Origin of the sequence: Marinomonas mediterranea MMB-1 (assembly GCF_000192865.1) — a bacterium.
GTDB classification, from domain to species: domain Bacteria; phylum Pseudomonadota; class Gammaproteobacteria; order Pseudomonadales; family Marinomonadaceae; genus Marinomonas; species Marinomonas mediterranea.
Genome location: NC_015276.1, coordinates 1761788 through 1776128 on the forward strand (window position 1 = coordinate 1761788; position 14341 = coordinate 1776128).

Consider the following 14341-nt stretch of genomic DNA (forward strand, 5'->3'; position numbering starts at 1 on the left):
TCACGGTTTATTAGGACAACTAAACCCCGTTTAGTTGTCCTACTTTCGAAGTATATTTTTTCGAAGCATATTCTTTTGAAGTATATTTTTTCGAAAATAGTATTAGCAAAAATTGATTCGCTATTACGTATTGTTTATTCGCTACTTCTTACTCAAAGACTGCGCTTGGATTGTCCAAGCTGTCAGAACCTTCAAGTGCGATGTCTTGTAGACCTAGCGTTTGAATAACGTCTTCAGTGACACGTGTTTCAGCAACCAATTGATCAACGAAGTTTTGAACCATCGCGTTACCTGCCTCATTGTTCATTGCGATCAGAACATCAAAGGTTTGACCTTGAGCCGCAGCTTCTGTCATTGCTTTGCCCGCTGCGTCGGTCTTAGTTAGCTGAGCTTTCATTTTTACATCAAGCGCAGCGTCTTTGTTAGCAACAAGGTTAGAAAGAGAAGGACCTTCTACCCAAGAACCGTCAACGCGTTGATATTTGCCCAAGTAAACATTCTCAATGCCTTTTGCATCGTAGTAGTGAGACCAGTGCGTGTTATCAGAGAAGCAATCATGTTCTTCTTCTGGATCGTGAAGCATTAGGCCAAGTTTAGTACGTTCGCCACCAAGCTCGCCATACGCCAAGCTACCCATGCCTGTTAGCATGGTTGCTAGGCCACCGTCTGTGCCTTTTTCAGCAAGTTCTGCACGCGCCGCGCCGCCAACTTTCCAGTTAGCTGCCATCTCTTCAAGGTCAGAAACCAAAAGATCAGTCGCTGCTTTTAGGTAATCACGACGGCGATCACAGTTGCCATTTGTACAGTTAGCAAGATCGAAATCAGTCGCTTTACGCTCACCCGCGCCTGGGTTAGTACCGTGAAGATCTTGGCCCCATAGAAGGAATTCAATCGCGTGGTAACCGCTGGCAACGTTTGCTTCAACGCCGTCTGCTTCTTGAAGTACATCGCTGATCAAAGCAGGCGTAATGTATGTGGTATCAACTTTTTCGCCGCCAATCATCAAAGAAGTGTTGGCAATTACGTTGGCAGTGTAAAGGTCGTTAACGTCAGATTCAGAACCGTAAGATTCAGAGTCAACATAGTCGATTAACCCTTCATCTAAAGGCCAAGCGTTTACCTTGCCTTCCCAGTCGTCCACAATCGCGTTACCAAAACGGTAAACTTCACTTTGTTGGTAAGGAGCGCGAGAGGCAATCCAAGCGTCTTTTACTTTTTGAAGGTTTGCTTCGGTAGGATCAAGAAGGAAAGCATTAACACCAGATTGTAACGTCTTCGCTGTCATTAACGAGTCGCCGTAGATTGCTTCAGCGATATCTGCATACTGAGTAACAACCGCTTCTGCACTGACTGATTTAGACGAGTCCGTTAGAGATTGACTACCACAGGCTGTAAGTAATGCAGCCGCTACACAGGCAGCAACCGGAGTAATTAGCTTTTTCATAATACTTTTTGCGCTCCATTGGCTTAATTGTTCAGCCATAGTATTCAAAATGAAAACGATTATCAATAATTTGATCCTTTCAATTTGAGCTAAAGTGTTAAGAAATGATATCGCGAATAAATATTATTTATACTTTGCGTATATGAACTCCAAAACTGCAGAATGTCCTATAAACACTGCTTATTAAAACTGCTCATCGCATTTTGAGGAAGGGAATAGTCGCATGCCGTGCCGCGCATTTTGTTTTCCTTCTCCCAAGAAATAGAAACAGATTCAGGTTTTCCAGAACGATAACCTGGGATAAAACGGTACGCAGCCAAGACTTCTACTTTGCTATTCGGGCCCACTTCGACACTTTGGCCGATCAGACGTTGGCGAGTGTTAGGATCGTAAAGTGAATAATCTGTTGTGTATTCTTCTGCACCGTTTTCATGGGTAAACGTCAACCAAACTTTTCGATATGTGACGACCTCGCTCGTTGGATTTTCGAATACCAACTTAGTAAAGATCTTTTGAGGGGAAGAAAGCGAGGCTGCAGCTTTTACAAACCCAACATTTTGAGCGGACTGCCAAGGGTAAGAGTTACCAAACGAAATACTTCCTAACGAAATGTTCTCCGTCGCGACCTGTGTACGACCAAATTTAATTAAGTCTTTTACCGGTGCATAAAGCGCAGCAATAAGAGCAACGAGAAGAAGAGACGTTTTTACTTTGGGTAAATGGATCATGCTAGACATTACAAACCTCACCGACAAAATATAAATACTGTTTGGATATACAGTACTGTAGCTTTATACAGTGTTGTTTGGCAACCTATTTGTTCATATTTTCTACAAAATTTTTTCTATCGATCTGTGTCAATAAGTAGAAATAAAAAATAAAAAATCTCTTGATTAAATTTAAGTAATTGAAAAAATTAACAAAAACAAAGATTCCCACAATTTTTTTCACCGCTTTTGTGGAAAGGTAATAGAGAGGAAAAATTGTGCACAAGCGTTGGCTTTTTTCGGCTGTCAAATACCTCGATACATTCATTTTATCCAAAAACGGCGTATCCAGTGTTAGTCAATATCTCGACATAACCAATGCACTTTTATTGATATTGCGCTTACTTTGTCGGTATGAACCGATATAATGCCGCCTTAAATAAGATTGGGGGTTATGTGGAAAAGTTTGATGTTGTGATTATCGGTGCGGGCGCGTCTGGATTATTTTGTGGAACAAACGCAGCCTATCGAGGAAGAAAAGTACTTGTCCTTGATCATGCTAATAAAGCCGGTAAGAAAATTCTGATGTCAGGAGGAGGGCGTTGCAACTTTACCAACATGGATGCCTCACCCAAACATTTCCTATGTCATAACCCTCACTTTTGCATTTCAGCATTAAAGCGTTATACCCCCAGTGATTTTGTTGAACTGGTAGATCGACACGCGCTCGACTACGTTGAGAAAACGCCGGGGCAACTGTTTTGTAAAGACTCCGCAAAAGACCTACTAAGCATCTTATTAACAGAGCTGGAATGGTCAGGGGCGGAGCTGCGACTAAATACCAGCGTAAAGTCTATCGACTGGCAAGAACAAGGCGCAAAGCTCACCATTAATCAGAACAACACACAAACAGACATACAGTGCGAATCGCTCGTCATCGCGACAGGCGGCTTGTCGATTCCCTCAATGGGTGCGACAGGATTCGGTTACGAGATTGCCAAGCAAGTCGGGCACAGTGTCTACCCAACACGAGCGAGTTTAGTGCCGATCACCGCACAACCTGATCGCAAAGCACAGCTAGCGGAATTGTCCGGTGTCGCGTGTGACATAGAAGCAACCGCAGGTGGAACCGTCTTTAAAGAGCCCATGCTCTTTACCCACCGAGGAGTCAGCGGCCCCGCAATATTACAAATCACCAACTTCTGGCAACCGGGTGAACCGCTGAAAATTCACATCGCACCTGAACTAACGCTAGAATCACTTGTTAAAACGCGTGAAGAGCAACCCAAAAAGACCGTAGAAAACTACCTCGCGAACGAACTTCCTAAACGCCTTGTTGAACTCATGCGAACCGAACTAACCTGGCTAAGCCAAAAGTTCGCACAAGTCTCCAACGAACAGCTAGAGAGCCTAGTGCACTACTTATCAAACTTCGACGTTGCACCCAACGGCACCGAAGGCTACCGCACCGCAGAAGTGACCCTAGGTGGCGTCGATACCAACGAAGTGTCATCGAAAACCTTCGAATCACAAAAACAAAAAGGACTCTACTTCATTGGTGAAGTCCTAGATGTCACTGGATGGCTAGGCGGCTACAACTTCCAATGGGCTTGGGCAAGTGGCTTTGCGGCAGCGCAGTTTGTTTAGAGTCAGTCGATTGCAAGCATTACTTTGACTAAAAAAGTCTCAATTTCCTTCCCCTTACCAAGGGGAGGGTTAGGATGGGGTCGATTACTTGCGCAGACATTGTACTTGCGGAACTAACCGATATTAAATCAGTTAACTCATTGCCTTAACCGCAAAAATTTCAGATTCCTTCCCCTTACCAAGGGGAAGGTTAGGATGGGGTCGATTATTTACGCAGACATTGTACTTGCGGAACTAACCGATATTAAATCAGTTAACTCATTGCCTTAACTGAAAAAATCTCAGATTCCTTCCCCTTACCAAGGGGAAGGTTAGGATGGGGTCAGTTGCTTGCACAGACATTGTACTTGCGGAACTAACCGATATTAAATCAGTTAACTCATTGCCTTGGCTGAAAAAATCTCAGATTCCTTCCCCTTACCAAGGGGAAGGTTAGGATGGGGTCAATTACTTGCACAGACATTGTACTTGCGGAACTAACCGATATTAAATCAGTTAACTCATTGCCTTAGCTGAAAAAATCTCAGATTCCTTCCCCTTACCAAGGGGAAGGTTAGGATGGGGTCAATTACTTGCACAAACCTACATAACTTGCACTGCAAGCGAGCATACCTCCAATCGCCACTACGTTCTCAACAACGAAGCCCGCACCTCAATCGAAAAACACATCAAACGGAACAGGTCAATGTTCCTACTGGTTAGGCTTGCCAATCACCTAGGATCTGGGTAAAACTACAAAGATAGATGATAAAAAACGATCAAAAAGAGTCTTCTTAGCCTGACTTAAGGACAAAGAGCACTCGAAAACACACCGCAAAGACACAGGGAGGTCATATCATGAAAAAAGCAAATTCCCTATATACAGTCGCGGCAGTTCAACAGATGGTTATAACTGCGGCTGTGCGCCGTATAACCCTTAATTGTTATACACGGAGAGAGATTTGAGCATTAAGTTTGAAATCGTTGATGATGACCTCCACATTTATCTAAATAATGGCTTGTATGACAAGATTACTAAAGATCAATCAGAAGAGTATTGTTTCTTTTGGGAGCCTGGTGGCAGCGGAGATTACATTATTAATCAGCTATCTAACTCTTCATCTGATGAATTTCCTGATGGTCTAGGTTTTCACGAGTTCTATAAGTCTGAAGCTTTTAATAATTTAAGCTGGATAGGTTTGTTTAAAAAAGATGGCTTGCTGAGTGCAAGCTACTCGATCACTTTTGAATATAAAGAATGGCAAAACCCCTTTAAAGTTTTTTCTTTGGTCGAACTTTATAAAAGAAGACTGCAAGACCTTGGTTATAGAGTCGATGTTACTCATGATGAATATGAAGTGTCCATCAATGTTCATACAGAGATAGAATCAAGCATAATAATTCATGCAATCGAAGGATTTGCAACCATTGCTAGGTCAGAATATCTAAAGCTAGAGAATGAGTTAATAAAGGAATCACATTCTGGTCTGGTTTCTAAGATATTTAATTTTCCTAAAGGATTTGAAACAGTATGCTCCCAATATGTTTTATGGTTTGGGGAACTACTAGAAAGCATTGGTATTGAGGCCAGCGTGTCTGCTGAAAACAAGGGCGAGCATACTTTTCTTACTATTGAACCAAAGAATGATGGCCAGCTTAAAGATGAAATTGAAAGAGCCCTCTATCTTTACTTGTCATTACCTTATTCTGAGTACCTTCCTGCAAAAACAGATAAAACGGATATTGAAACAAGAATATTTATACAGTCACTCCAGCAGCAGGTTTCATTTTTTGAGCAGCAGCTGGAAATGAAGAAATCTGTAATCGAACTTCAGAGCCTAGCTAATGATAAATTAAAAACCGAGCTAGAAGCAGTAAACCATAAAAAATTATTGTTAGAAAGTATGCAAAACAGCAGGGTTGATATTCTTGATGGTGCCGTCTCTATTAAAGAATATAGTATTGGGCCAATTGCAATAAACCCTAGAAAGTTGCTCAAAATTATAGGAGTTGAGTAACTGTATAACAATCGCAAGCACTCGGATCAATTTACGCCGCACCTCAAATGAACTGGTGTTATGGGGGGTGGTATGATTTTCCACCTCAAGTAAAGCTCAGAGGTGCAGGCATAATTTAATAGGCTAAATTTTTACTTTAAAGTAGATGATTAGAAGCTAATAATGTCGTGGGTTGTCATGCTGCCTGTTAGTCTTCAATATAAGCGATTTCGACAACCCCTTTGTGAGTGTCCAAACCGATAAATAATATGCTATGGTCAGACATACTAGCCTCCATCATTTAGTTGTATAAACACTAATTATGGCTCTGGTTTGACACTAACCCACGGAATTGGAGACTAGCTCTTGTGGGGAGTCACTATGTCTATGTATCGGCAGTGCGGATAGCTTAAGTTTTTTTCATAGGCATTAAATAGTTAAAAATTGAGAAAGGATTACACATGAGTCAGCAGAGAGCGCTGGAGTTATTGAGGGAAGGTGTTGGCAGCCCAATCGCTAACTTTCATGAGCATCAGTGGGAATCTGTTGATGCAATAGTAAATCAACGCTCTCGTTTAATTTGTGTTCAAAGAACTGGCTGGGGTAAAAGTTCGGTTTATTTTATCTCAACCAAGATGATGCGTGAGCAAGGGCATGGCCCGACTATTATTATTTCCCCTTTATTGGCCTTAATGCGTAACCAAATAGAATCTGCAGCAAAATATGGGGTGGTTCTCGGTACTGTTAACTCATCTCAAACACGAGAACAAAATGATGTTAATAAAGATCGATTTTTAGCCGGCAAACTAGATGCATTAATTATTGCGCCTGAACAACTGGCTAACCAAGAGTTTATAGATAACGTAATAATACCATCTAACCCTGGCTTCTTTGTTATAGATGAAGCGCATTGTATCTCAGACTGGGGGCATGATTTTAGGCCTGATTATCGACGTATCTCAAGAGTACTTGGGAACATTGCTGATACACCAGTATTAGCAACAACTGCAACAGCTACAGAACGAGTTGTTACAGATGTTGTTGAACAACTACATGTTGAAGGACAACAGGTGTATTTGCTGCGTGGGCAACTAACACGAGAATCAATTCATCTTCAAAATATACATCTAGATAAACGCTCAAAGCGTTTGGCTTGGCTTGCCCATACAATTCCGAAAATTGATGGTACTGGCATCGTTTACGCTACAACTATCAATGACGCCTTCCTTGTTGCAGCATGGCTCCGAAGTTGCGGTATAGCCGCAGAAGGTTATGCAGGCTCAATTCCAAGGCTTACTAAAGCAGAGAGTACGTTAAAACGTGAGCAATTAGAGCAACAATTACTAAATGACGAAATAAAAGTTTTAGTTAGTACGTCAGCTCTGGGGATGGGCTTTGATAAAGGTAATTTGGCCTTCGTCATTCACTATCAAAGTGCGGGATCAGTTGTTAGCTATTACCAACAAGTAGGCCGTGCGGGCCGAAGTATTAATGATGCTTATGGTGTATTGCTTTCTGGCGATGAAGACGAAGAAATCCAAAACTACTTTATTAGAGAGGCCTTCCCTAAAGAAGAGCTAGTACGAGACTTACTTGATCTGCTAGAAGAAGACAGTTGTGACGGGCTTAAAAAAGCTGATTTAGAAGCACAGCTTAATCATGCGCCAATGAAAATAGAAGCAGCGCTTAAATTTTTGCAAGCAGAATATCCAACACCAATTGTTAAAGAGGGCCCTTTGTATAAGCGGACAATAAATGCTTATTCATTACCCACAGAAATGATCCAACGTTTATCAAATAGAAAAACAGGTGAGTGGCAAGAAATTCAAGACTATCTCCAAAGTGGCCAATGTTTAATGCAAGTATTAGCCTCTGCACTTGACGATTCTCTTGCTTCACCTTGCAGAAAATGTGCAAACTGTGACCCTGATAATGCGTTTGAAGCGACATACCCTCAGGAACTTGGGCAACGAGCAGTTGAATTTTTAGGGAATACAATGATTGATATTCCTCCGAAAAAACAAGTCGGCAATGGGCAGGCTCAAGCGACAACTAGGTTCCCAAAATATGATTTTCCATATCGATTAGATACTTTAGAGCACGAGTCTGGCGCTGCTTTATGTCATTGGGGAGAGGCTGGCTGGGGAGAAATAGCCGCTGCTGGCAAACGAGCGCATGCTTTTGACCCTAGAATAGCAGACGCCTGCGTTGCAATGATCAACAATCGTTGGCAGCCGGATCCTATGCCGACCTGGGTGACTTATGTGCCATCACAAAACTATCCTGAGTTAGTCAAAGGCTTTGCTGGGTTAATAGCACAAAAGCTTGGCTTAGAGTGCGTTGAAGCAGTAATAAAAGTAGAAGATACAGCACCACAAAAACGGATGGAAAATAGTGATTTTCGTTGTAAAAACCTTGATGGTGCTTTTGTAGTAAAAAATGTACGTGAAGGCGAACCGGTATTACTGATTGATGATGCGTCAGATTCAGGTTGGACATTTGCGGTAATTGCGGCATTGTTGAGACGTGAAGGATGTGGTCCAGTATTTCCTATGGCTGTTATGTCAACGAAATCAAATTAAAGAGTGATAAATTGAATACTCAAAACAACCTATATAATGAAAATACACAAGCGGTTTTACTGCTATCAACCTTTTTTAGTAAACCTAAAAAAGGTGAGGCTCGCCCATTAACGGCAATAGAGTATGGCCGTTTTGCTCGCTGGCTACATGAGTTTAATTACACGCCTAGTTCGTTGTTTCATCAATTTGATGAGGTGTTGTCTAAATGGAAAGATCCTAAAGGTAAAATTACGGCTGATCGTCTATCGGAGATATTAGGTCGTAAAGCTGCTATGGGGTTAGCTCTAGAAAAATGGCAACGTGCAGGTGTTTGGGTCATTACCAGACAAGACAGTGTGTACCCACAGCTACTTAAAAAGCAGCTTCGTTATATTTCACCGCCGGTATTCTTTGGTGTGGGTAATAAAGGATTACTTCAGCAAGGTGGCTTAGCCGTTATCGGCTCGCGCGGTATTGATGAGATTGACGAAGAGTTTACTAAAAACATCGCAATACAAGCAGCGAAAGAGAATATCAATATCGTATCCGGTGCAGCACAAGGCGTAGATGAAACAGCCATGTTGTCCTCACTTAGTGCGGGTGGCACAGCTATTGGTATTATGGCAGATAGCCTTTTAAAGGCGGCCACAGCAAGTAAATGGCGCAAATACCTTCAAAGTAAAAAGCTGGTTTTAATTTCAAGTTTTTATCCTGAAGCAGGCTTCAGTGTTGGTAATGCAATGGCTCGTAATAAGTACATTTATACTACTGCAAGCTCAGCCCTAGTCGTCAGGGCTGATGAAGGTAAAGGCGGTACTTGGGCTGGAGCCAAAGAAAACAATGAAAATAACTGGGTTCCATTGTTTGTAAATCGTCGATCTAACGCCAGTGGCAACATTGCATTATTAGCTCATGGAGCTTATTCGTTTGAGTTGCAGAAAACCTCAGAGGCATGGCTAGCTGAAGTACTTAGTAAAGTACCGGCACCTGAGTCAAATAATTCTCCATCCAATAGCTTAAATTTATTTGAATAATTTAAGATACAACCAGCTTAGCTAAAAATGCGTAAGTTCTCACATAACAAAGCAATTAAAAATCGCCCACGAAAAGCTGTGGGCTGGACTCGCTAACGTTCGCCTTTTGTTGCGGCGTTGGTATGACTCCCCACTTCAAGTAAAACGCAGAGGTTCAGGACTAATTTAATAGGCTAAATTTTCACTTCAAAATAGATGAGTGAACACGTCAGAAGAAGCCAGTAATGTCGTCGGTTATCATGCATGAGAATCAGGGTCAGATACCGTCTTGAATTTCAAGCATTGAACACTTTATTTTTGTCAAAAGGTTCATTGCTTTTAAGTACGCCATAGATGATATGAATTAGCTTACGCATCGCTGCGCCGATGATCACCATTTTGGTTTTGCCTTTCTTACTGAGTCGCTCTTTCAGTCCTTTAAGGGCTGGATTATATTTTAGTGCCACCATTGCTGGAAGAAAAAGCGATTTTCGTAAATGTGCTGAACCTATCTTTGACATCGGCCCCCGACCTTTTATTGAGGTTCCCGATTGGTACTCACGAGGTGCAACCCCGCAAAATGAGGCTAACTTCTTAGCACTGGCAAACTTGTGAATAGCCGAAAAATAAGATAACACCGTTGCCATTGTCTTCGCACCAATGCCTGGAATTGAGAGCAAGAGTTTTTTCTTTCTCTTCAAATCTGGATCAAGATTAATATGGTCTTCAATCTCGCCACGTATGTTGTTGATGCGTTGTTCTAGCTCTTTAATATGCTGGTGAATATCGCCTTGCACAACCTCATCAGAGACGTCGAGTCGATTTACTTCTTGTTGCCTCATATCAATCAGCATATCGAGCCGTCTAACCATCGCTTTTAGCTGCCGAGTACTAAGGGGTTCCGGCTGCCAAAGATCAGGTAAAAGTGATTCACAGAACCGAGCGATGAGCGCAGCGTCTTGTTTATCATTCTTTATACGCAGCAGCTCACTTTGCGCAAAACCTTTTATTCGAGTTGGATTGACGACGCTAACCTTATGGTTTTGATCATACAAGTACTCAGCTAACGCATTTCCATAAACATTGGTGGCTTCCATGCAAGCATGTGTCTGTTCGACATCAAGCTGGTTTAGCCAATGAGTAAGTTTTTGGAAGCCTTCACGGTTATTTGTGAACGCTTTATGTTTCCATTTTCCAGAAGGTAAATGGAGCGCTACATCAAATTTCTTTTTTGAAATATCGATGCCGAGAGTGGAGGTGATGGATTGATTCATGTTTTACTAACCTTGTGAATACAGGCTTTGAATGCCTAAGATACCGTCCAGTAAGAAACAAGAAGGTGAGGGAATAATCTGACCCACAGGTTGAATCACCCAAGATGAAAACATCCTCACTCACCCAGCTACATTACGCTTGTACAAACATAATGTAGCTGTTGATCAAGATACAAGATGAAAAAATCTCTACTTTTTTCATCTGACCCTAATTCTCCTATTCTGTCTATAGAGCAGATTTTGCATCCCTGTATATTTCATTCACTGGTATGATCCGCATACAGCCTTTATACAACAAAACCAGCAAAAGTATTGGCATGATAAGCAAATCAAAGACGTTAAGTGCGATGCTGGTAAAAACGTGTTTGGATACGGTCGATACTTTGTGGGTAATGTGTTTTCTCGTCATGGATTTAAGATAATGCAGACTGTCTTCAGCATGTTCTTTAAAATCTGTGTGCTGTTTATGTGAAACTAATTCATTGTGCGTATTCTGTAACACGTTAGACAGGTTTTGCCTTTTCTCTTGTGTGAGTTCTTGGCTTACCAGTGAGGAAAGATGAATGCTGTACGGTAACGCAATGTGCGCCAATAAGAACATGGCAACCGCCACTTTTCCGACATGATACAAGGTTGAAGAAATGCTCTGCGACCGTAAAAGCAATTTTGCAACGTAATATAAAATGCTCGTTAACAGCACGAGCTTAAATAACAAAGGGCTTACCCAATACGAAAGGTCATTCAATAACGCCAGTATTTCGAGCGCCGCGAGTGAAGCAAGTTGAACACCGATGCCCTGCTCCAGCAAAGAAGCGAAGCTCTGTAATACATTACCAATATCGACATTAAAAGACGCAAAGAAAGACACCCCAACCGTCGAGCTACTCGCAATCTCAGTAACCGCTAAAAGCTCGGTAAAGTTCAGAATATCGGTATTCGCCACGGCTCGAACGGAACTCAAATAACTCTGATTATGAAGATAAAGCGACGACATCTTGAACCAATCTGCAAGAAAGACGAGCTGATTGAATTGCAACAACAATAGAAATGCAACCAAGGCGACTAGCTTGAGTAACGTGAATTTGTTTTGTCCAACGTACCGATGCATAGACTGAGAAAATTCTGTTTTAGACACGTATCCGTCCCTCTGCTCGTATTATTTTGTACTCTCGTGTACTTGTTCGCTCTGGATATTATTTGGCACAGCGGATGTCGTCCAAGCCATTGTCACCACGCGTTACCACATCCAGATCAACCGGCCCCGTAATCCCCTTCACTGAACCTCGGTCACTGTATTGCCACAAGGTTAAATTCTTCACGTTTTTTGGCGCATCCATCTTCTTTGCGTAGTCAGCCAACCAAAATACATGATGATCAAAACTTGGCCCAATATCGAGATCCCAGAAACTACGATACGAATAAATCATAGGCAAACAGCCTGTTGCCGCTTCCACTTTATCGGAAAAGACTTTTAGCCTTTTCTTAATCTCTTCTGGGTCTTGATGTTCGGTGACTTCGACGTCCACCATTGGCAACAAATGAGGGGAATATTCAGACACTTGACGAAGGTAGTTTTCGGCTTGCTTCTCTGGATCATCTTCCGCTTCAAAGAAGTGATACGCGCCATACAACAGCGTATCTTGCTTAGCGAGAGCCGTCATATGACGATGGAACATAGGGTCGGTATAAGTCATACCATCCGTCGCCTTTAAATACACAAAGGCCACATCCGTTTCTAAGACTTTTGTCCAATCAATAACACCCTGATCGTAAGAAACATCGATGCCGTGTACCTTGTGGGATGAATCACCACCATGCTTAATGTACTGCGCGGCAAGAGGCTGTTCTTTTAAAGACTGTTTTGTTGCGGATACGTGCTCGCCCGACGGCGTAGCAAAATCAAACATCGGCCGCCATACAATAAACGCCATTAAAATGACGAACGGCAAGTACTCTATATACTTATCGAATTGCTCTTTCATAAAGCGTTTCATCCTTAAAAGAGTGTTTCAGCCCATTCTAAGATAGTTAGATTAAAAGAATTAGGGTCAGATGAAAATAGATCTCTGCTTTTTTCATCTTGTATCTTGATCAACAGCTACATTATGTTTGTACAAGCGTAATGTAGCTGGGTGAGTGAGGATGTTTTCATCTTGGGTGATTCAACCTGTGGGTCAGATTATTCCCTCACCTTCTTGTTTCTTACTGGACGGTATCTTAGGCATTCAAAGCCTGTATTCACAAGGTTAGTAAAACATGAATCAATCCATCACCTCCACTCTCGGCATCGATATTTCAAAAAAGAAATTTGATGTAGCGCTCCATTTACCTTCTGGAAAATGGAAACATAAAGCGTTCACAAATAACCGTGAAGGCTTCCAAAAACTTACTCATTGGCTAAACCAGCTTGATGTCGAACAGACACATGCTTGCATGGAAGCCACCAATGTTTATGGAAATGCGTTAGCTGAGTACTTGTATGATCAAAACCATAAGGTTAGCGTCGTCAATCCAACTCGAATAAAAGGTTTTGCGCAAAGTGAGCTGCTGCGTATAAAGAATGATAAACAAGACGCTGCGCTCATCGCTCGGTTCTGTGAATCACTTTTACCTGATCTTTGGCAGCCGGAACCCCTTAGTACTCGGCAGCTAAAAGCGATGGTTAGACGGCTCGATATGCTGATTGATATGAGGCAACAAGAAGTAAATCGACTCGACGTCTCTGATGAGGTTGTGCAAGGCGATATTCACCAGCATATTAAAGAGCTAGAACAACGCATCAACAACATACGTGGCGAGATTGAAGACCATATTAATCTTGATCCAGATTTGAAGAGAAAGAAAAAACTCTTGCTCTCAATTCCAGGCATTGGTGCGAAGACAATGGCAACGGTGTTATCTTATTTTTCGGCTATTCACAAGTTTGCCAGTGCTAAGAAGTTAGCCTCATTTTGCGGGGTTGCACCTCGTGAGTACCAATCGGGAACCTCAATAAAAGGTCGGGGGCCGATGTCAAAGATAGGTTCAGCACATGTACGAAAATCGCTTTTTCTTCCAGCAATGGTGGCACTAAAATATAATCCAGCCCTTAAAGGACTGAAAGAGCGACTCAGTAAGAAAGGCAAAACCAAAATGGTGATCATCGGCGCAGCGATGCGTAAGCTAATTCATATCATCTATGGCGTACTTAAAAGCAATGAACCTTTTGACAAAAATAAAGTGTTCAATGCTTGAAATTCAAGACGGTATCTGACCCTAATTCTTTTAATTCTTGAACCGCATTAAAGGTAATATCTTGAATCGCTTCTTCGTTTTGTTAATTGGCATATTTTTCTTTTTAACTGCTTCGTTTGCTAACGCAGGGAATGATTATATTTGCGCTCAGTCTGATAATTTGTTTTGCGGGAAAAACACTACGTTTAGCCCGCTTGGTAAAGTAGCCGGTGCTTTTCAGGTTTATAACTATTCATTTGTTTTTGGTAGCGCTCAGCGTATGAGTAAACGGGTTATCTTTTTAGATTTGTCAGGCAAGCTCATAGGCATTTATGCAGTCCCTGAAGCTGCTACAGCAATTCAAGGTAGCTGTGTCATTTTCCCTTTCGAAGCCAGAACAGGCAATTCAATTTGTTTTAAACAAGGTGAGCTTCCACAAGTAACATGGTTAGATGGTGAACATTTTGAGTTATACCAGTAAGCAAATCTGGTGGCTTTTTTAGGTT

Annotated in this window: 11 protein-coding genes; 6 read left to right on the forward strand and 5 right to left on the reverse strand. The window is 41.9% G+C overall.

The window, feature by feature from the left end:
- Positions 1-148: 148 nt before the first annotated feature.
- A complete protein-coding gene (locus MARME_RS08010) occupies positions 149-1444 on the reverse strand; it encodes an imelysin family protein (RefSeq protein WP_041648419.1) in 1296 nt (431 codons plus the stop codon).
- A 167-nt stretch (positions 1445-1611) separates the two neighbouring features.
- Positions 1612-2181, reverse strand: coding sequence for a hypothetical protein (locus MARME_RS08015; RefSeq protein ID WP_013660748.1), 570 nt, complete (start codon positions 2179-2181; stop codon positions 1612-1614).
- 384 nt (positions 2182-2565) lie between these two features.
- Here MARME_RS08015 and MARME_RS08020 point away from each other — a divergent pair, with 384 nt between their 5' ends.
- The 4 genes from MARME_RS08020 (at position 2566) to MARME_RS08035 (ending at position 9369) form a co-directional block, all read left to right on the forward strand.
- Positions 2566-3798, forward strand: a complete 1233-nt coding sequence (locus MARME_RS08020; RefSeq protein ID WP_013660749.1) for a BaiN/RdsA family NAD(P)/FAD-dependent oxidoreductase — start codon at positions 2566-2568, stop codon at positions 3796-3798.
- A 941-nt stretch (positions 3799-4739) separates the two neighbouring features.
- Complete coding sequence (locus MARME_RS08025; protein ID WP_013660751.1) at positions 4740-5795, forward strand: hypothetical protein; 1056 nt, start codon at positions 4740-4742, stop codon at positions 5793-5795.
- 440 nt (positions 5796-6235) lie between these two features.
- Positions 6236-8356 carry a RecQ family ATP-dependent DNA helicase gene (locus tag MARME_RS08030; RefSeq protein ID WP_013660752.1) on the forward strand — a complete coding sequence of 707 codons (2121 nt, stop codon included), beginning with the start codon at positions 6236-6238 and terminating at the stop codon, positions 8354-8356.
- Between the two features lie 11 nt (positions 8357-8367).
- The gene (locus MARME_RS08035; protein WP_049787761.1) at positions 8368-9369 is read left to right on the forward strand and encodes a DNA-processing protein DprA; all 1002 of its coding nucleotides are present in this window, start codon (positions 8368-8370) and stop codon (positions 9367-9369) included.
- Between the two features lie 275 nt (positions 9370-9644).
- Here MARME_RS08035 and MARME_RS08040 read toward each other — a convergent pair whose 3' ends face one another.
- From MARME_RS08040 to MARME_RS08050, 3 genes are all read right to left on the reverse strand, one after another.
- On the reverse strand, positions 9645-10622 hold the full coding sequence (locus MARME_RS08040; protein ID WP_013660754.1) for an IS110 family RNA-guided transposase: 978 nt from the start codon (positions 10620-10622) through the stop codon (positions 9645-9647).
- A gap of 226 nt (positions 10623-10848) precedes the next feature.
- The gene (locus tag MARME_RS08045) at positions 10849-11757 is read right to left on the reverse strand and encodes a hypothetical protein (protein ID WP_013660755.1); all 909 of its coding nucleotides are present in this window, start codon (positions 11755-11757) and stop codon (positions 10849-10851) included.
- Positions 11758-11815: 58 nt separating this feature from the next.
- Complete coding sequence (locus MARME_RS08050; RefSeq protein ID WP_013660756.1) at positions 11816-12604, reverse strand: glycoside hydrolase family 25 protein; 789 nt, start codon at positions 12602-12604, stop codon at positions 11816-11818.
- 274 nt (positions 12605-12878) lie between these two features.
- Here MARME_RS08050 and MARME_RS08055 point away from each other — a divergent pair, with 274 nt between their 5' ends.
- Both MARME_RS08055 and MARME_RS08060 read left to right on the forward strand, forming a co-directional pair.
- Positions 12879-13856, forward strand: coding sequence for an IS110 family RNA-guided transposase (locus MARME_RS08055; protein ID WP_013660757.1), 978 nt, complete (start codon positions 12879-12881; stop codon positions 13854-13856).
- A 61-nt stretch (positions 13857-13917) separates the two neighbouring features.
- Entirely contained in the window at positions 13918-14316 is a 399-nt protein-coding gene (locus tag MARME_RS08060) for a hypothetical protein (protein WP_013660758.1), read from the forward strand.
- The last annotated feature ends 25 nt before the right edge of the window (positions 14317-14341 follow it).

Excerpts from the sequence above, each read along its gene's own strand:
- MARME_RS08040 (WP_013660754.1), bottom strand. The coding sequence starts at position 10,622 with ATGAATCAATCCATCACCTCCACTCTCGGCATCGATATTTCAAAAAAG.
- MARME_RS08015 (WP_013660748.1), bottom strand. The coding sequence starts at position 2,181 with ATGTCTAGCATGATCCATTTACCCAAAGTAAAAACGTCTCTTCTTCTC.
- MARME_RS08050 (WP_013660756.1), bottom strand. The coding sequence starts at position 12,604 with ATGAAAGAGCAATTCGATAAGTATATAGAGTACTTGCCGTTCGTCATT.
- MARME_RS08030 (WP_013660752.1), top strand. The coding sequence starts at position 6,236 with ATGAGTCAGCAGAGAGCGCTGGAGTTATTGAGGGAAGGTGTTGGCAGC.
- MARME_RS08020 (WP_013660749.1), top strand. The coding sequence starts at position 2,566 with ATGAACCGATATAATGCCGCCTTAAATAAGATTGGGGGTTATGTGGAA.
- MARME_RS08055 (WP_013660757.1), top strand. The coding sequence starts at position 12,879 with ATGAATCAATCCATCACCTCCACTCTCGGCATCGATATTTCAAAAAAG.
- MARME_RS08010 (WP_041648419.1), bottom strand. The coding sequence starts at position 1,444 with ATGAAAAAGCTAATTACTCCGGTTGCTGCCTGTGTAGCGGCTGCATTA.